The organism is Pseudomonas qingdaonensis, assembly GCF_018398475.1.
Taxonomy (GTDB): Bacteria; Pseudomonadota; Gammaproteobacteria; order Pseudomonadales; family Pseudomonadaceae; genus Aquipseudomonas; species Aquipseudomonas palmensis.
The window spans coordinates 317,639-333,103 of record NZ_CP074676.1 but is presented as its reverse complement, the minus strand read 5'-3'; the positions used below and the strand labels follow the sequence as shown (position 1 = coordinate 333,103).

Here is a 15,465-nt window from a genome sequence, read left to right as displayed (position 1 = left end):
CTAGATACGCGTGGCTTGGAACGAAGAAGACAGTTGGCGGGGAATTTGCGTCAGCAGTACCGGCCTCATCGCGGGTCAAGCCCGCTCCCACACGGTCAGCAGAGATCCTTGTAGGAGCGGGCTTGACCCGCGATGCCTTTAATGGAACAGCACCGCAGTCTTCTGCAGGGTCACCCACACCCCCCACGCCAGCGGAATGCCCACCACCAGCCACGCGGCAATCACCAGCGGCCGGCTGCCCGGCGCGGCCTTCCACTCCAGCACGGTGCTGCCATTGGCGCCCTTGTCGTGCCCCAGCGCCTGTTCGGCCGCCAGTTGCGCATCGGTCATGAAGTACTTGTCGGCCACCGGCCGCACCAGCGCGTTGCACAAAAAGCCCAGCGCCAGCAGCCCGGCCAGGATGTACAGGGTCATGTCATACGCCGCCGCCCGCTCCACGCCCATCTCCAGCTGATATTCGCGCAGGTAGGTGATCAGCACCGGGCCCAGCACCCCGGCTGCCGCCCAGGCGGTCAGCAGGCGACCGTGAATGGCGCCCACCATCTGCGTGCCGAACAGGTCGGCCAGGTACGCCGGCACCGTGGCGAAGCCGCCACCGTACATCGACAGGATGATGCAGAACGCCGCCACGAACAGCGCGATGTTGCCCAGGTGGCCCATGTTCGGGATCAGCGCATACAGCGCCACGCCCAGGGCGAAGAAGGCAAAATAGGTGTTCTTGCGCCCGATGTAGTCGGAGAACGAGGCCCAGAAGAAACGCCCGCCGATGTTGAACAGGCTCAGCAACCCGGTGAAGCCCGCGGCAATGGCGGCAATCTGCGCCAGTTGCGTGGCATCCAGCTGGCTGAAGCTCAGGTCGTTGCCCAGTAGCTTGCCGGCGAACACTTCCTGCAGCAGCGGCGAGGCCATGCCCAGAATGCCGATGCCGGCCGACACGTTAAGGCACAGCACCAGCCAGATCAGCGCGAACTGCGGCGTCTTCCACGCCACGCTGACGTGCACGTGGCGGTGGGTGATCATCGCGTTGCCGGCCTTTTTCTGCGGCGCGCTCCAGCCTTCGGGCTTCCAGCCGGTGGGCGGCACGCGGTAGGCCAGGGCGCCGCCGAGCATGAACACGAAGTAGATCAGCGCCATCACCACGAAGCTCTGCCACACGCCCACCCCGTCAGGGCCGGCGAAGTGGCTCATCAGCGCCGCCGCCAGTGGCGCACCGACCATGGCGCCACCGCCAAAGCCCATGATCGCCATGCCGGTGGCCATGCCGCGCTTGTCCGGGAACCACTTGATCAGCGTCGATACCGGCGAAATGTAGCCCAGCCCCAGGCCGATACCGCCGATCACACCACTGCCCAGCCACATCAGCCACAGCTGGTGGGTGTACACCCCCAGCGCCGACATCAGCAGGCCACCGCACCAGCACAGGGTCGAGACCACCCCGGCCTTGCGCGGCCCGGCATGCTCCAGCCAGCCGCCCCAGATGGCCGCCGAACAACCGAGGAACACGAAGAACAGCGTGTAGATCCAGCTCAGCATCGAGATCGGCCAGTCGCACTCGGCGGTGAACAGGCGCGCCACGAAGCTCATTTCCGGCGCACACGCCACCGGCGCACTGATACCGATGGCCTGCGACAGCGGCAGCCAGAACACCGAAAAGCCATAGGCCATGCCGATGCACAGGTGAATGGCCAGGGCCGCCGGTGGCACCAGCCAGCGGTTGAAACCGGCCCTGGCGACAATGCGTTCCTTGGACAGGAAGCCGGGCGTACTGGCGATGCCGCCCACCGTAGTGCTGCTCATTGTTGTTCCCCTCGTGATATGGATGCTCCACCGACCAGGCCTGCTGCCTGCGACTTTGGCTGCCAGGGGCAGCACGTCGTTTATCTGGCAACCGGCCCTTTGACGCGACAATCGGCCGCAACGGGACCGTGGAGGCGCGAGAGAGTACCATTCGCCGCACTCGCTGAAATTAGGCTGATACTGTGGTTTTTGCGAAAACTGATACCCCCGTGTCAGGAACTGCCCTGCCGGTTGCTGTCCAAACCCGGGTCGCGCCGCGCCCGCGCGCCCTGCACGGGGCTATACTCTGCGGCTGAATTTTACAATCGGACTACAAGGACTCGCCCATGAAAGCGTTCGGCAAAATCCTGGGGCTGGTGATACTCGGGTTGTTGCTGATCATTGTGGCGCTGGGCTTTGCCCTGACCCACCTCTTCGATCCCAACGACTACAAAGACGAGATCCGCCAGCTGGCACGCGACAAGGCCCACGTCGAGCTGACGCTCAACGGCGACATCGGCTGGAGCCTGTTCCCGTGGCTGGGGCTGGAACTGCACGAGGCGAGCATCGCCACGCTCAACAACCCCAAGGTGCCATTCGCCGACCTGCAGATGCTCGGCCTGTCGGTGCGCGTACTGCCGCTGCTGCGCCGTGAAGTGCAGATGAGCGACGTGCGCGTCGAGGGCCTTAACCTGACCCTGGCCCGCGACGAACACGGCCACGGCAACTGGGAAGATATCGGCAAGCCGCTGCCGGCCGCCACCCCAGCTGCACCGGCCGAAGGCAGCGCCGGCACACCGGCCCCAGGCGAGGCCCCGGCCAAGCCGGCCGCCGCCGAGCGCCCGGTCAAGCTGGACATCGACAGCCTCACCGTGAACAACGCCAAGGTGCAGTACAGCGATGCGCAAAGCGGCCAGAGTTTCAGCGCCGAGAGCATCCAGCTGAGCACCGGCGCGGTTCACGAAGGGGTCAACATTCCGCTGACCATGACCGCCTTCTTCAGCGCTGGCCAGCCGGCCCTGCGCGCCCGCACCGAGCTCAAGGGCGAGCTGCGCTTCGACCGTGCGCTCAAGCGCTATCAGTTCGAAGACATGAAGCTCAGTGGCGAAGCCTCCGGCGAGCCGCTGCAGGGCAAGACCATGACCTTCGCCGCCCAGGGCCAGTTGCTGGTGGACATGGCCGCGAACGTCGCCGAATGGAACGGCCTGAAGCTGTCGGCCAACCAGCTGCGCGCCCTGGGCGAGCTGAACGTGCGTGACCTGAACAGCACGCCCAAGCTCACCGGCGGCCTGTCCATCGCCCAGCTCGACCTGCGCACGTTCCTCGACAGCGTCGGCGTGGCAGTGCCACCGATGGCCGATGCCGCCACCCTGGGCAAGTTCGAGCTGGTCAGCCGCCTGGAAGGCAGCCCCACCCGCCTGGCTCTGGAAGACCTGGCAGTGAAGCTCGACGACAGCACCTTCACCGGCCGCCTGGCGGTGGATGACTTCGCCAAGCAGGCCCTGCGCGTGCAGCTAAAAGCCGACACGTTCAATGCCGACCGCTACCTGCCGGCCAAGAGCGAGGCCGCCACCGGCGCCAAGGCCGCGCGCCAGGCCGAGGTGCAGCAGAATGAAGCCGGTGCGCTGGCCGGAGCCGGCACCACACCGCTGCCGGACGCACCCACCAAGACCGCCTGGAGCACCGACAAGCTGCTGCCGGTGGACCGCCTGCGCGTACTCGACCTGCAGGCAGACCTGAGCTTCGGCGTGCTCACCCTTGAACAGCTGCCTATCCAGAACGCCGTGCTCAAGGCCCGTGGCCAGGGTGGCCTGATCACCCTGGACACCCTGCAGGGCGGCCTCTACAACGGCGACTTCGCTACAAAGGGCACCCTCGACGTGCGCCCTGCGGTACCGCAGATCGGCCTGAGTACCCAGGTCAACCGCGTACCGGTGGAGCACTTCATCAAGAGCCAGACCGACACCCCGCCGGTCAAGGGCCTGCTGACCCTGAGCAGCAACCTGACCGGCAGCGGCAACAGCCAGAAGGCGCTGATCGACACCCTCAATGGCAACGCCAGCTTCGTCATCAACAACGGTGTGCTGGTCAATGCCAACCTCGAGCAGCAGCTGTGCCAGGGCATCGCCACCCTCAACCGCAAGGCCCTGAGCGGCGAACCACGCGGCAAGGACACCCCGTTCCAGGAACTCAAGGGCAGCCTGGTGCTGCGCAACGGCGTGGCCAGCAACCCGGACCTGAAGGTGCGCATCCCGGGCCTGACCGTCAACGGCCACGGCGACCTCGACCTGCGCGTGCTGGGCATGGACTACCGCGTGGGCGTGATCGTCGAGGGCGACAAGCGCGACATGCCCGACCCGGCCTGCCAGGTCAACGAGCGCTACGTGGGGCTGGAGTTCCCGCTGCGCTGCCGTGGCCCGCTGGAGCTGGGTGCCAAGGCCTGCCGCGTGGACAAGGATGGCCTGGGCAAGCTGGCCGGCAAGGCGCTGGGCAACAAGCTGCAGGAAAAGCTCAACGAAAAGCTGGGTGACAAGGTCAGTCCCGAACTCAAAGACGCACTCAAGGGCCTGTTCAAACGATGAATCCCGAGCAGTTTTCCAGCGCCGTGCTGGAATGGTACGACCGTAACGGCCGCCACGACCTGCCCTGGCAACAGGGCATCACCCCGTACCGGGTGTGGGTGTCGGAGATCATGCTGCAACAGACCCAGGTGAGCACCGTGCTCAACTACTTCGGGCGCTTCATGCAAGCCCTGCCCAGCGTCGAGGCCCTGGCCGCGGCGCCGGAGGACGAGGTGCTGCACCTGTGGACCGGGCTGGGCTACTACACCCGCGCGCGCAACCTGCAGAAGACCGCGAAGATCGTGGTGGAGCAGTACGCCGGCCAATTCCCGCGCGATGTCGAGAAGCTCACCGAGCTGCCCGGCATCGGCCTGTCCACTGCCGGGGCAATCGCCAGCATCAGCATGGGCCTGCGTGCGCCGATCCTGGACGGCAACGTCAAGCGCGTGCTGGCCCGCTACACCGCGCAGGAAGGCTACCCGGGCGAGCCCAAGGTGGCCAAGGCGCTGTGGGCCAACGCCGAGCGCTTTACCCCCCACAGCCGGGTCAACCACTACACCCAGGCGATGATGGACCTGGGCGCCACCCTGTGCACGCGCAGCAAGCCCAGTTGCCTGCTGTGCCCGCTGGAGCGCGGCTGCGAGGCGCACATGCTCGGCCAGGAGATCCGCTACCCGATCCCCAAGCCGCGCAAGACCCTGCCCCAGCGCAGCACACTGATGCCGCTGCTGGCCAACAACGAGGGCGCCATCCTTCTGTACCGGCGCCCGTCCAGCGGCCTGTGGGGCGGTTTGTGGAGCCTGCCGGAGCTGGACAGCCTCGACGACCTGCAACACCTGGCCGAGCAGCACGGGGTGAACCTGGGCGAGCCCGTGGCGCTGGACAGCCTGACCCACACCTTCAGCCACTTCCAGCTGGCGATCCAACCCTGGCTGGTGCCGGTGGCCCCCCAGGGTGACCACGTGGCCGAGGCCGACTGGCTCTGGTATAACCTCGCCACCCCGCCGCGCCTGGGCCTTGCTGCCCCGGTCAAGAAACTGCTCAAACGCGCGGCCCACGTATTGAATGCAGGAGAGTCGTCATGACCCGCACCGTAATGTGCCGCAAGTACAAAGAAGAGCTGCCTGGCCTGGAGCGCCCGCCGTATCCCGGCGCCAAGGGCCAGGACATTTTCGAGCATATCTCGCAGAAGGCCTGGGCCGACTGGCAGAAGGAACAGACCATGCTGATCAACGAGAAGCGCCTGAACATGATGAACGCCGAGGACCGCAAGTACCTCCAGGGCGAGATGGACAAGTTCTTCTCCGGCGAAGAATACGAGAAGGCCGAAGGCTACGTGCCGCCTGCCGAATAACCCCGGAAATTCGTAAGCGACGGAATTAATTTAATAAATTTTCAAAAAGTCGTTGACGCAAATCCGAAAAACGCTTTTAATGCGCCCCGTTGCCCAGATAGCTCAGTCGGTAGAGCAGGGGATTGAAAATCCCCGTGTCGGCGGTTCGATTCCGTCTCTGGGCACCACTAATACCGAAAAGCCCCAAGCGAAGTGATTCCTTGGGGTTTTTTATTGCCTGCGATTTGGTGCTCCCCAGGTCGTCACCTTCGCCGGCCAGGCCGGCGCCTACCAGGGTTCATGGATGAAAAGGCTTGTGATGACGGCGCTTGCGCTGGTGTGCCTGAACGGTTGCGTCGGCTTCAAGTCCGCCTCGCCCCAGACCCGCGTCGAAAAGACCGACACCTACCGCCAGCTGCTCGGCCGTGATATCACCCCGCACATCACCCGCACCGAACGTTCCGAAGCCACCCGGGAATGGTGCGGCATCAGCCTGTGGCTGGTGGTGCTGCCCGTGCCGCTGAAGCTGCCGGTGTGCTCGACCTACACCGAAGCCGCGTTCGGCCACGACAGGTTCGGCGACGAGCGCGTGCTGATGTACACCACCCACAGCGTCGACAAGAACCCCTACCTCAATGCCTGCGGCCCGTTCATGTTCCTGGCGCCGATCATGCACGGCTATGAAGGCAATGCGCTGTGCGGGCGGCTGCCCTAGCGGCACGCCCCTGCTGCACGCGGCGACACAGGCTTGGGTTTGCCGAGGGAGTGAGGTTCAATAGCGCCACGCATCACCTTCTTTCAAGGATTACCCGCAATGGCTTCCAGCAGCAAACAGCAAAAACGCGCCAAGCGCGCCGCCAGCAAGGCCCGCGAGAACCGCATGGTACGCAGCGGCCAGGCGGTCAAGAGCAGCGGCGAGAGCGCCAGCGCCAGCGTCGAGCAGGTGTTCACCAAGGCCATGGAATCGGGCAGCTACACCGCGCTGTTCGAAAAGATGAAACAGGCACAGGACACCGGCCTGGCCTCGATGATTGCTGTGTTCCTGGTCGACCCGCTGCTGGCCCTGGTGCTCAAGGGGCACAAGGAAGAACACTCCACCGACTACATCTGCAAGGTGTTCTGCGCCTACCGCCACTGGCTGGACGGCACCGAAGAGGCCCAAGCGATGCAGTGGCTGGAGAGCGACGAGTTCCAGGACGCCTATGTGCAGGCGTCGGAGATCGTCTCCAAGCAGAAGAAATTCGGTTGAGCAACGACCCGGGCTGCGCCGCAGCCCAGGGCCGGCAAAACCCCCGGATGCTGTGCAACCGGTCAAAAACGGCTTTCCAGCATCGGCCAAAACTGGCACCATCGCGCCTTTTTTCATCACGGCTACGGCCCGTGGAAATGGGGCGCGCGGTCATCCGCGCGACAGTCCGCTGCATCGATGCGACACCCACCTGCCCACAGGCCCTTCGCCCCGCCCGCCGTTGTTGGCTGTCGTTCGAGCGCTATGCTAGCGTTGCGCCTCGCCAGGAAGGCCGACAACAGCAGGCACGCACCAGAACTCAAGAGGACCGCACATGGCCCAGGCCACGCCCGCGCTGGAAATCCGCAACCTGCACAAGCGCTACGGCGCGCAGGAGATTCTCAAGGGCATTTCGCTGACCGCCCGCGACGGCGACGTGATTTCGATCCTGGGGTCGTCCGGTTCCGGCAAGTCCACCTTGCTGCGCTGCATCAACCTGCTGGAAAACCCCCACGAAGGCCAGATCCTGGTCGCCGGTGAAGAGCTCAGGCTCAAGGCCGGCAAGAACGGCGAACTGGTCGCCGCCGACAACAGGCAGATCAACCGCCTGCGCAGCGAGATCGGCTTCGTGTTCCAGAACTTCAACCTGTGGCCGCACATGAGCGTGCTCGACAACATCATCGAGGCGCCGCGCCGGGTGCTCGGCCAGAGCAAGGCCGAGGCCATCGAGCACGCCGAGGCGCTGCTGGACAAGGTCGGCATCCACAACAAGCGCCACAGCTACCCGGCCGAACTCTCCGGCGGCCAGCAGCAGCGTGCCGCCATTGCGCGCACCCTGGCGATGAAGCCCAAGGTCATTCTGTTCGACGAGCCCACCTCGGCGCTGGACCCGGAAATGGTCCAGGAAGTGCTCAACGTGATCCGCGCGCTGGCCGAAGAAGGCCGTACCATGCTACTGGTTACCCATGAAATGAGCTTCGCCCGGCAGGTGTCCAGTGAAGTCATCTTCCTGCACCAGGGCCTGGTGGAAGAGCAAGGATCGCCGCAGCAGGTTTTCGAAAACCCGAACTCGGCGCGTTGTAAACAATTCATGTCCAGCAACCGCTAACGGAGCAACACGCATGCAGAACTACAAGAAATTCCTCCTGGCCGCTGCCGCCACCCTGGTGTTCTCGGCCAACGCCATGGCCGCCGAAAAGCTGAAAATGGGCATCGAAGCGGCCTACCCGCCCTTCAACAACAAGGATGCCAGCGGCCAGGTCGTAGGCTTCGACAAGGACATCGGCGACGCCCTGTGCGCCAAGATGAAGGTCGAATGCGAAGTGGTCACCTCCGACTGGGACGGCATCATCCCGGCCCTGAACGCCAAGAAATTCGACTTCCTGATCTCGTCGCTGTCGATCACCGACGAGCGCAAGCAGGCCGTTGACTTCACCGACCCGTACTACTCCAACAAGCAGCAGTTCATCGCCCCGAAAAACGTCGACTTCAAGACCGACCGCGCCTCGCTCAAGGGCAAGACCATCGGCACCCAGCGCGCCACCCAGGCCGCAACCTGGCTGGACGACAACGGCGGCATGGACGGCGACTTCAAGGTCAACCTGTACGACGGCCAGGAAAACGCCTACCTGGACCTGACCTCCGGCCGCCTGGACGCCATCCTGGCCGACAAGTACGCCAACTACGACTGGCTCAAGTCCGATGCCGGCAAGAACTACGAGTTCAAGGGCGACCCGGTCAACGAGAGCGACAAGGTCGGCATTGCCGTGCGCAAGGGTGACACCCAGCTGCGCGACAGGCTGAACGCCGCCCTCAAGGAAATCGTTGCCGACGGCACCTACAAGAAGATCAACGACAAGTACTTCCCTTTCAGCATCTATTGATTCGCCCGACCGGCACCGCCCCTGCGGCGGTGCCCGTCCCTGAACAAGCCTGCCCATGAATATTGATCTCTACGGATTCGGTCCGGCCCTGGCGGCTGGCACCCTGATGACCGTGCAACTGGCGCTGTCGGCCCTGTGCCTGGGGCTGGTGCTGGGGTTGCTCGGCGCCCTGGCCAAGACCTCGCCGTACAAGCCGCTGCAGTGGCTTGGCGGTTTCTACTCGACCCTGGTGCGCGGCGTGCCCGAGCTGCTGTGGGTGTTGCTGATCTACTTCGGCACCGTCAGCCTGATGAGCAAGCTGGGCGACCTCCTGAATATTCCCGGCCTTGAGCTGAGCGCCTTTGCTGCCGGCGTGATCGCTCTGGGCCTGTGCTTCGGTGCCTATGCCACCGAAGTGTTCCGTGGCGCGATCCTGGCCATCCCCAAGGGCCACCGCGAAGCGGGCCTGGCCCTGGGCCTGTCCAAGGCGCGGATCTTCTCGCGGCTGATCCTGCCGCAGATGTGGCGCATCGCCCTGCCCGGCCTGGGCAACCTGTTCATGATCCTGATGAAGGACACCGCGCTGGTATCGGTGATCGGCCTTGAAGAGATCATGCGCCACTCGCAGGTGGCCGTGACCGTGACCAAGCAGCCGTTCACCTTCTACATGGTGGCGGCAATCATCTACCTGGGCCTGACCATCCTTGCGATGATCGGCATGCACTTCCTGGAAAAACGCGCCGCACGCGGCTTCGCGAGGGCCAACCAATGAACTGGGAAGTGATCATCAAGTGGCTGCCACGCCTGGCCCAGGGCGCGACCCTGACCCTGGAGCTGGTGGCCATCGCGGTCATCGCCGGGCTGATCCTGGCCATCCCGCTGGGCATCGCTCGCGCCTCGCGCCACTGGTACGTGCGCGCGCTGCCGTATGGCTACATCTTCTTCTTCCGTGGCACGCCGCTGCTGGTGCAGCTGTTTCTGGTGTACTACGGCATGGCGCAGTTCGAGATCGTGCGCAACAGCGCCCTGTGGCCGTACCTGCGCGATCCGTTCTGGTGCACCGTGCTGACCATGACCCTGCACACCGCCGCCTACATCGCCGAGATCCTGCGGGGCGCGCTGCAGGCCATCCCGCGCGGGGAGATCGAGGCGGCGCGGGCGCTGGGCATGTCCCGGGCCAAGGCGCTGTTCTACATCATGCTGCCGCGCGCGGCGCGCATCGGCCTGCCGGCCTACAGCAACGAAGTGATCCTGATGCTCAAGGCCAGCGCCCTGGCCAGTACCGTGACCCTGCTGGAACTGACCGGCATGGCACGCACGATCATCGCGCGCACCTACCTGCCGGTGGAGATCTTCTTTGCCGCCGGCCTGTTCTACCTGCTGATCTCGTTCCTGCTGGTGCAGGGCTTCAAGGTGCTCGAGCGCTGGTTGCGGGTCGATGCCTGCCAGGGCCGCTGAGGTACTGCAGGGCGAGCCACTGCATAGCCGCTTCCAGGCCCTTAACAGCTTTTTGCTGGAGCATCAGGGCCTGTGGCGGCCGCGGCCGTTTACCCAGCTGCACCTGCCGTGGGAGCGCGAGCACCCCGCCCTGAGCCACTGGCTGCGCCAGCGGCCGCTGAGCGAGGCCGATACCCCGCCTGAACATGCCCCCGCGCCTTATCCACAGCTGGCTGCCCAGTGCCAGGCGCTGTCGGCGGTGGGCGAGTTATCCACAATCGAGCTGGCCCCTGTCAACCCGCGCCTGAACGTGGACGTGCCAGGGCGCAAATGGCAGCAGATCGAGGCCTTTGCCGGGCGCCTTGATTTTGCCCGCCAGCCCACGCACTGGCTGGACTGGTGTGCGGGCAAGGGGCACCTGGGCCGGCGCCTGCTGGGCCCGGCGCAGCAACTGACCTGCCTGGAACACGACCCCGCGCTGGTGTTGGCCGGCGAACAGCTCAGCCAGCACCACCGCTTGCCTGCGGAGCATCGCCTGCAGGACGTGATGGCCGCCGATGCCGCCACCCAACTGGGCAGCCAGCACACCGCCGTTGCGCTGCATGCCTGCGGCGACCTGCACGTGCGCCTGATGCAACTGGCCAGCGCTGGCGGCTGCCGTCAGCTGGCGATTGCGCCGTGCTGCTACAACCGTATCAGCGCAGCGCACTACCAAGCGTTATCCACAGCCGCTCAAGCTTCGACGTTGAGCCTGTCGGTCGACGACCTGGGCCTGCCGCTGAGCGAAACCGTCACCGCCGGCAACCGCGTGCGCCGCCAGCGTGACGCGTCGATGGCGCGGCGCCTGGGCTTCGACCTGCTGCAACGCGAGGTTCGCGGCTGCGACAGCTACCTGCCCACCCCTTCGCTGCCCAGCCACTGGCTGCACAAGCCCTTCGCCCAGTACTGCCAGGACCTGGCCGAACTCAAGGGGCTGCAGGTGACGGGTGCGCCCGATTGGGCGGCACTGGAACAGGCTGGCTGGGCGCGACTGGCCCGGGTGCGCAACCTTGAACAGGTGCGCAACCTGTTCCGCCGCCCGCTGGAGCTATGGCTGGTGTTGGATCGCGCACTGTACCTGGGCGAACAGGGCTTCAAGGTGCGCCTTGGCAGCTTCTGCCCCTACCCTCTCACGCCTCGGAATCTGATGCTTTTGGCAGAGCGCGGTTGACGTGCAAACCTGTGGATAAGTCTGTGCGCAACATTTTGATGAATCGCTGAAAAAGCCGCCCGACAAGGGCTGGCGACAGCTGGTCATTTTTTGTTCACCTTCTAAACCTGAGCAAAAACAGCCATTTGCGCAAAGACGAACGGGCTGGCCACTGGCGATGCACTACGCGCCGAGTTGGCATGCAGCTTGTGCATAAGCATTTTCGCGAATGGCTCTAAGGGCTGCGATCAGGCCAGTTTCAGCAGGCCCATGCCGCCCAGCAGAAGCAGCAGGCCAAGCCAGCCGCGGCCGGCCAGGCGCTGGCCGAACAGGGCCCAGCCCATGGCCACGGTGGCAAGAATGCCGAAGCCGCCCCAGATGGCGTAGGCCATCGACAGGGGGATGTCCTTGACCGCCTGGGCCAGCGCCGTGAAGGCAGCCAGCACGCAGCTGATCGACGCCGCCGCGACCCAGCGCTTGCGCAGGCCGTCGGAGTACTTGAGCAGCAGGTTGGCGAGCACTTCGAGCACGATGGCCAGTGCCAGCCAGGCAAAGGGGATCACTTGCAGGCTCAGCATGGCAGGGCCTCCCCGGTGGTTTCACGGCGGGCGCTGCGGGTACCGGACTTGATCAGCAGGATACCCGCGATCATCACGCCCAGGCCCAGGGCCTTGAGCAGGCCGATGCTTTCACCTAGCCAGGTGACGCTGACCACGGTGATCAGCACGATGCCGATGCCTTCCCACAGGGCGTAGGCCACACCCAGCGGCACGCGCTTCACGGCGAGCGCGAGAAAGCCGTAGGACAGGCCGATCATGGCGTACATGAGGGCGTGACCGAGAATCGGCGAATGATCGGCGGCGAATTTCATCGACGTGGTACCGATCACTTCGGCCACGATGGCAATGAACAGATAGATCCAGGAACGCATGGTGCCCTCCCATGGGCATTACAAAAAACGCGAGGGGCTGACGGGGGCGTCAGCGAAAAAGCCGGGGTTTGGGAGGGTGGCGCTAGAGGTCGCCGGTCCAGTGACGTTCACGGGAAACCAGGCGGGAGGTGAGGAGCGGCAACGCTTGAGTGTTCAACATAATGCACAACAAATTAGCTGAGGGCATTGTGTAAGTCAAATCGATAGAGAATGACTAATGAATTTTGCTGCGGATTATTCGTTACTTGGTGAAAGCCCCTGAAAGGTGGTTGCAAGGCCCGTAAATTATAATTCCCAAATCCGGCGTAGCCTGTAAGGCCCAATCGCGGGTCAAGCCCGCTCCCACAAGGTTGGCGGCGATCCCTGTGGGAGCGGGCCTGACCCGCGAAGGCCGCAACGCTGACCCCGCCCCCCCTGCGAGTCAAATCGCCACACCACCTCATTTCACATCAATTAATTATTGTACTGCGATAATTTTTGCTCAATAATCCGCCCCGTTCAAACCAGACCAAGGAAAAACCATGAACAGCAAAACAGTGGCCTACGCACGCTCGCGTCTGCGTGCAATCGGTGCCTTTGCGGCGTTGCTGGCGTGGGGTACGGCGCTGGCCGAATTTGGCTGCAATGCCTGGTTCTGGCTTTTCGACAGGCACGACGTGCTGGCCGCCTACCTGCAAAGCTTCGCCGACCAGATGCCCCTGCTGGTGGCGCCGGGCTTCCAGCCCAGCGTCCTGGCCCAGGCACTGGTCATCACCCTGGACATGATCCCGGCCAGCCTGTCGGTACTGGCCCTGTACCTCACCGGCCTGTTCTTCATCCGCCTGTCACGTGGGCAGACGTGGACGGCCTCCAACATCAAGCTGCTGTGGTGGGTGGGCCTGTTGTGCATCGGCCTGCCGTTGCTGTGGCCGGTGATCGCCACCTTGCAGGGCCTGGCCTTCTGCATCGACCTGCCGCCAGGCGAAAGGAGCTTCAGCGTGGGGATCGGTGTATCATCCGCGGCGGTTTACGAGATCATGAAGGGCATATTGCTGTGTGCCTTCTCCCTCCTCATGCGTGACGCCAAGACCATCAGCGATGAACACAACTGTTATGTCTAGCCTAGACCCATGCCGATAATCATCAGGCTCGACGTCGTGATGGCCCGGAACAAGATCCGTTCCAAGGACCTGGCCGAGATTATTGGCATTACCGAAGCTAACTTATCGTTGCTGAAGAACGGCAAGATCAAGGGTTTCAAGATCGAGACCCTGGAGAAGCTGTGTCGCGCGCTGAAGTGCCAGCCGGGAGACCTGCTGGAATTCAGCGAGGACTGAACAAGGAACACCCTCTCGTGAGCATCACCTTTCACTGGCGCGCAGCGCTGCTGCTGGCCGCCGGCCTGCTGGGCGGCTGTGGGCCGAGCTACACCTATCGCTATTCGCCACCGCCGAGCCAGCACGGAATGCAGTGCATCAGCGCGTGCTCGCAGCAGCGCAACTACTGCGGGCAACTGGCACGCATGCAGGACAACGCCAACCAGGCCCTGTACCAGTCCGAGATGCGCAGTTACCAGTACTGCCAGCAGGGCAAGAGCAAGAAGGATGCGCGGCGCAGTTGCTACTACCCGAGCTACCCCTACAGCGCGGGGCTGTCGAGTGATTGCGGGCGCGAGTACGACCAGTGCTACCAGGGTTGTGGCGGCACGATTCACCGGATATTGAACAAGGACTGACGGCTTGCGGGCCGCATGATGCAATCGGGAAAACACACATGACCATGAACACCTTCAACACCATCGCCCTGGTGGCCTTTGCCCTGCTGCTGGGTGGCTGCGCCGGCGGGCACGCCAGCCGCGGCGACAGCCTTGCGGGCTGGGACATGCCGCAGATGCAGGTGCTGGGCGACAATGGCCTGCCGGCGCAGCCGCATCGCTACGTGAAATGCGGCAAGCGTGGCTGCCATGAACAGAAGCCGATGCTGTTCGACCCCGCCAAGGCCGAACCGACGGCCGAAAGCCTGCATCGCGGGTGGTAGTAGAAGGGCTGCAGGCCACGTGAACCGTGGCCTTGCGCAAGATTGAGCGGAAGTGGTTTACAGAACCAAACCGATCGCTATAATAGCGCCCCTATGCCGGTATAGCTCAGTTGGTAGAGCAACTGACTTGTAATCAGTAGGTCCCGGGTTCGACTCCTGGTGCCGGCACCATATAAATAAAGGCTCACAGCAATGTGAGCCTTTTTTTATTGTGATTCGGGCTATCACCGGGCTAGCAGCAGAATGGAAATCGGCCCCCCGGACAGGCTAAATTTCCTCCAATCTCTATCAGGTCCCTCCCATCACACAAGCGACCTTACAGGTACGGGCTTAGGCTTATCGTACTGGTATGCGCGGAACGCCCCGCCATAGACCGGTATGCGTCCTACAAGCGCACCGTCTTCTGATCAGATGTAGAGAGGCGCTGCCAGCTCGACGCTAGCTGAAAGGGGTATCTCAAAATGGCTATGAATTTTCAGAACTCAATGAAGCGTCAATCCTCACCTTCATGGATTGAACCAAAGCGTTAAAGCTCCTGAGGCCAGAAAACGCTTCGAGAATTGGCACTATTGCAGCAGCACCTGGCGATGCCGACAGCCATGCCACACAGAAGCGGTGCCGACTTGCGTGGACGGTGATCACCCTCGCACATTCATTAGCTTCGGCCAACGCCAAGCCTTGATCGTTGACGGCGGCGAGACCATGAAAAACGTGACGTTCTGCATCAGCCATATCACATTTAGGTCAGGGCTTGGAGGGGATCAATAAGCTTAAGAACCTATGTGAAGCTGGCTGCTCCGCTCATCAATGTTTCGACAGCGGCTAGCTGAGCCAATGTGAGTCTGGCGCCACTTGCATTGATTCGCTGAAGCCATTCGGACGCCGTTAACTTTTCACCTCGCTTGACGAGATGCCCGTACTCATCACGCATCGTCTGAAGCGTATCAATCATTTCAGGATATGACGGCCCTCCATCGAACAGCACACGCAGACGTCCCACGCGCGAGCGGCTGATCCCGAACAACATTGTGGTGGATTGCCGCTTCGCTACCAGTAAGAGGTCATTTTGGCGCTGGGTGCCCATTCGTATTCCATCCACGGAGATGCATAGCAAAGCTGAGGCCGAGCTACC

Annotated in this window: 18 protein-coding genes and 2 tRNA genes; 16 read left to right on the top strand and 4 right to left on the bottom strand. The window is 63.4% G+C overall.

Features of this window, described 5'->3' with window-relative positions; all coding sequences use genetic code 11:
* Positions 1–138: 138 nt before the first annotated feature.
* Positions 139–1,797 carry an OFA family MFS transporter gene (locus KH389_RS01585; protein WP_054915788.1) on the bottom strand — a complete coding sequence of 553 codons (1,659 nt, stop codon included), beginning with the start codon at positions 1,795–1,797 and terminating at the stop codon, positions 139–141.
* A 326-nt stretch (positions 1,798–2,123) separates the two neighbouring features.
* On the opposite strand from KH389_RS01585, the gene KH389_RS01580 reads away from it, so the two are divergent.
* The 11 genes from KH389_RS01580 (at position 2,124) to KH389_RS01530 (ending at position 11,407) form a co-directional block, all read left to right on the top strand.
* Entirely contained in the window at positions 2,124–4,358 is a 2,235-nt protein-coding gene (locus KH389_RS01580) for an AsmA family protein (RefSeq protein ID WP_054915789.1), read from the top strand.
* On the top strand, positions 4,355–5,422 hold the full coding sequence (mutY, locus tag KH389_RS01575; protein ID WP_043862213.1) for an A/G-specific adenine glycosylase: 1,068 nt from the start codon (positions 4,355–4,357) through the stop codon (positions 5,420–5,422). The genes KH389_RS01580 and mutY overlap by 4 nt, the downstream gene beginning before the upstream one ends.
* Positions 5,419–5,691 (top strand): oxidative damage protection protein, encoded by a 273-nt coding sequence (locus tag KH389_RS01570; protein ID WP_043862214.1) that lies wholly within the window; start codon positions 5,419–5,421, stop codon positions 5,689–5,691. The genes mutY and KH389_RS01570 overlap by 4 nt, the downstream gene beginning before the upstream one ends.
* Positions 5,692–5,782: 91 nt before the next feature.
* A tRNA-Phe gene (locus KH389_RS01565) sits at positions 5,783–5,858 on the top strand.
* A 116-nt stretch (positions 5,859–5,974) separates the two neighbouring features.
* A complete protein-coding gene (locus KH389_RS01560) occupies positions 5,975–6,385 on the top strand; it encodes a hypothetical protein (RefSeq protein WP_054915790.1) in 411 nt (136 codons plus the stop codon).
* A gap of 99 nt (positions 6,386–6,484) precedes the next feature.
* Positions 6,485–6,919 carry a hypothetical protein gene (locus KH389_RS01555; RefSeq protein WP_043862216.1) on the top strand — a complete coding sequence of 145 codons (435 nt, stop codon included), beginning with the start codon at positions 6,485–6,487 and terminating at the stop codon, positions 6,917–6,919.
* 313 nt (positions 6,920–7,232) lie between these two features.
* Positions 7,233–8,006: an ABC transporter ATP-binding protein gene (locus tag KH389_RS01550; RefSeq protein ID WP_054915791.1), complete on the top strand. Its 774-nt coding sequence runs from the start codon at positions 7,233–7,235 to the stop codon at positions 8,004–8,006.
* 13 nt (positions 8,007–8,019) lie between these two features.
* On the top strand, positions 8,020–8,781 hold the full coding sequence (locus KH389_RS01545) for an ABC transporter substrate-binding protein (protein WP_043862218.1): 762 nt from the start codon (positions 8,020–8,022) through the stop codon (positions 8,779–8,781).
* A gap of 55 nt (positions 8,782–8,836) precedes the next feature.
* Positions 8,837–9,532, top strand: a complete 696-nt coding sequence (locus KH389_RS01540; protein ID WP_043862219.1) for an ABC transporter permease — start codon at positions 8,837–8,839, stop codon at positions 9,530–9,532.
* Positions 9,529–10,218, top strand: a complete 690-nt coding sequence (locus tag KH389_RS01535; RefSeq protein WP_213606767.1) for an ABC transporter permease — start codon at positions 9,529–9,531, stop codon at positions 10,216–10,218. Before KH389_RS01540 ends, KH389_RS01535 begins: the two co-directional genes overlap by 4 nt.
* Positions 10,199–11,407, top strand: a complete 1,209-nt coding sequence (locus tag KH389_RS01530; RefSeq protein ID WP_213606766.1) for a methyltransferase — start codon at positions 10,199–10,201, stop codon at positions 11,405–11,407. Before KH389_RS01535 ends, KH389_RS01530 begins: the two co-directional genes overlap by 20 nt.
* 227 nt (positions 11,408–11,634) lie before the next feature.
* Here KH389_RS01530 and mdtI read toward each other — a convergent pair whose 3' ends face one another.
* Complete coding sequence (gene mdtI, locus KH389_RS01525; protein WP_213606764.1) at positions 11,635–11,964, bottom strand: multidrug/spermidine efflux SMR transporter subunit MdtI; 330 nt, start codon at positions 11,962–11,964, stop codon at positions 11,635–11,637.
* A complete protein-coding gene (locus tag KH389_RS01520) occupies positions 11,958–12,317 on the bottom strand; it encodes a multidrug/spermidine efflux SMR transporter subunit MdtJ (protein ID WP_043862223.1) in 360 nt (119 codons plus the stop codon). Before KH389_RS01520 ends, mdtI begins: the two co-directional genes overlap by 7 nt.
* Positions 12,318–12,838: 521 nt before the next feature.
* Between KH389_RS01520 and KH389_RS01515 the strand changes: the two genes are divergently transcribed.
* The 5 genes from KH389_RS01515 to KH389_RS01495 all read left to right on the top strand — a co-directional run bounded on the left by KH389_RS01515 (position 12,839) and on the right by KH389_RS01495 (position 14,504).
* On the top strand, positions 12,839–13,417 hold the full coding sequence (locus KH389_RS01515) for a hypothetical protein (protein ID WP_043862224.1): 579 nt from the start codon (positions 12,839–12,841) through the stop codon (positions 13,415–13,417).
* 9 nt (positions 13,418–13,426) lie between these two features.
* Positions 13,427–13,633, top strand: a complete 207-nt coding sequence (locus KH389_RS01510) for a helix-turn-helix domain-containing protein (RefSeq protein WP_043862225.1) — start codon at positions 13,427–13,429, stop codon at positions 13,631–13,633.
* 17 nt (positions 13,634–13,650) lie between these two features.
* Complete coding sequence (locus tag KH389_RS01505; RefSeq protein ID WP_043862226.1) at positions 13,651–14,031, top strand: hypothetical protein; 381 nt, start codon at positions 13,651–13,653, stop codon at positions 14,029–14,031.
* Between the two features lie 38 nt (positions 14,032–14,069).
* The gene (locus KH389_RS01500; RefSeq protein ID WP_054915796.1) at positions 14,070–14,333 is read left to right on the top strand and encodes a hypothetical protein; all 264 of its coding nucleotides are present in this window, start codon (positions 14,070–14,072) and stop codon (positions 14,331–14,333) included.
* A 95-nt stretch (positions 14,334–14,428) separates the two neighbouring features.
* Positions 14,429–14,504: transfer RNA gene (locus tag KH389_RS01495), tRNA-Thr, on the top strand.
* A 607-nt stretch (positions 14,505–15,111) separates the two neighbouring features.
* On the opposite strand, the gene KH389_RS01490 is transcribed toward KH389_RS01495, so the two are convergent.
* Positions 15,112–15,417 (bottom strand): hypothetical protein, encoded by a 306-nt coding sequence (locus KH389_RS01490; RefSeq protein ID WP_213606762.1) that lies wholly within the window; start codon positions 15,415–15,417, stop codon positions 15,112–15,114.
* Positions 15,418–15,465: the final 48 nt, after the last annotated feature.

Excerpts from the sequence above, each read along its gene's own strand:
- KH389_RS01585 (WP_054915788.1), bottom strand. The coding sequence starts at position 1,797 with ATGAGCAGCACTACGGTGGGCGGCATCGCCAGTACGCCCGGCTTCCTG.
- KH389_RS01580 (WP_054915789.1), top strand. The coding sequence starts at position 2,124 with ATGAAAGCGTTCGGCAAAATCCTGGGGCTGGTGATACTCGGGTTGTTG.
- mutY (WP_043862213.1), top strand. The coding sequence starts at position 4,355 with ATGAATCCCGAGCAGTTTTCCAGCGCCGTGCTGGAATGGTACGACCGT.
- KH389_RS01570 (WP_043862214.1), top strand. The coding sequence starts at position 5,419 with ATGACCCGCACCGTAATGTGCCGCAAGTACAAAGAAGAGCTGCCTGGC.
- KH389_RS01560 (WP_054915790.1), top strand. The coding sequence starts at position 5,975 with ATGAAAAGGCTTGTGATGACGGCGCTTGCGCTGGTGTGCCTGAACGGT.
- KH389_RS01555 (WP_043862216.1), top strand. The coding sequence starts at position 6,485 with ATGGCTTCCAGCAGCAAACAGCAAAAACGCGCCAAGCGCGCCGCCAGC.
- KH389_RS01550 (WP_054915791.1), top strand. The coding sequence starts at position 7,233 with ATGGCCCAGGCCACGCCCGCGCTGGAAATCCGCAACCTGCACAAGCGC.
- KH389_RS01545 (WP_043862218.1), top strand. The coding sequence starts at position 8,020 with ATGCAGAACTACAAGAAATTCCTCCTGGCCGCTGCCGCCACCCTGGTG.
- KH389_RS01540 (WP_043862219.1), top strand. The coding sequence starts at position 8,837 with ATGAATATTGATCTCTACGGATTCGGTCCGGCCCTGGCGGCTGGCACC.
- KH389_RS01535 (WP_213606767.1), top strand. The coding sequence starts at position 9,529 with ATGAACTGGGAAGTGATCATCAAGTGGCTGCCACGCCTGGCCCAGGGC.
- KH389_RS01530 (WP_213606766.1), top strand. The coding sequence starts at position 10,199 with ATGCCTGCCAGGGCCGCTGAGGTACTGCAGGGCGAGCCACTGCATAGC.
- mdtI (WP_213606764.1), bottom strand. The coding sequence starts at position 11,964 with ATGCTGAGCCTGCAAGTGATCCCCTTTGCCTGGCTGGCACTGGCCATC.
- KH389_RS01520 (WP_043862223.1), bottom strand. The coding sequence starts at position 12,317 with ATGCGTTCCTGGATCTATCTGTTCATTGCCATCGTGGCCGAAGTGATC.
- KH389_RS01515 (WP_043862224.1), top strand. The coding sequence starts at position 12,839 with ATGAACAGCAAAACAGTGGCCTACGCACGCTCGCGTCTGCGTGCAATC.
- KH389_RS01510 (WP_043862225.1), top strand. The coding sequence starts at position 13,427 with ATGCCGATAATCATCAGGCTCGACGTCGTGATGGCCCGGAACAAGATC.
- KH389_RS01500 (WP_054915796.1), top strand. The coding sequence starts at position 14,070 with ATGACCATGAACACCTTCAACACCATCGCCCTGGTGGCCTTTGCCCTG.
- KH389_RS01490 (WP_213606762.1), bottom strand. The coding sequence starts at position 15,417 with ATGGGCACCCAGCGCCAAAATGACCTCTTACTGGTAGCGAAGCGGCAA.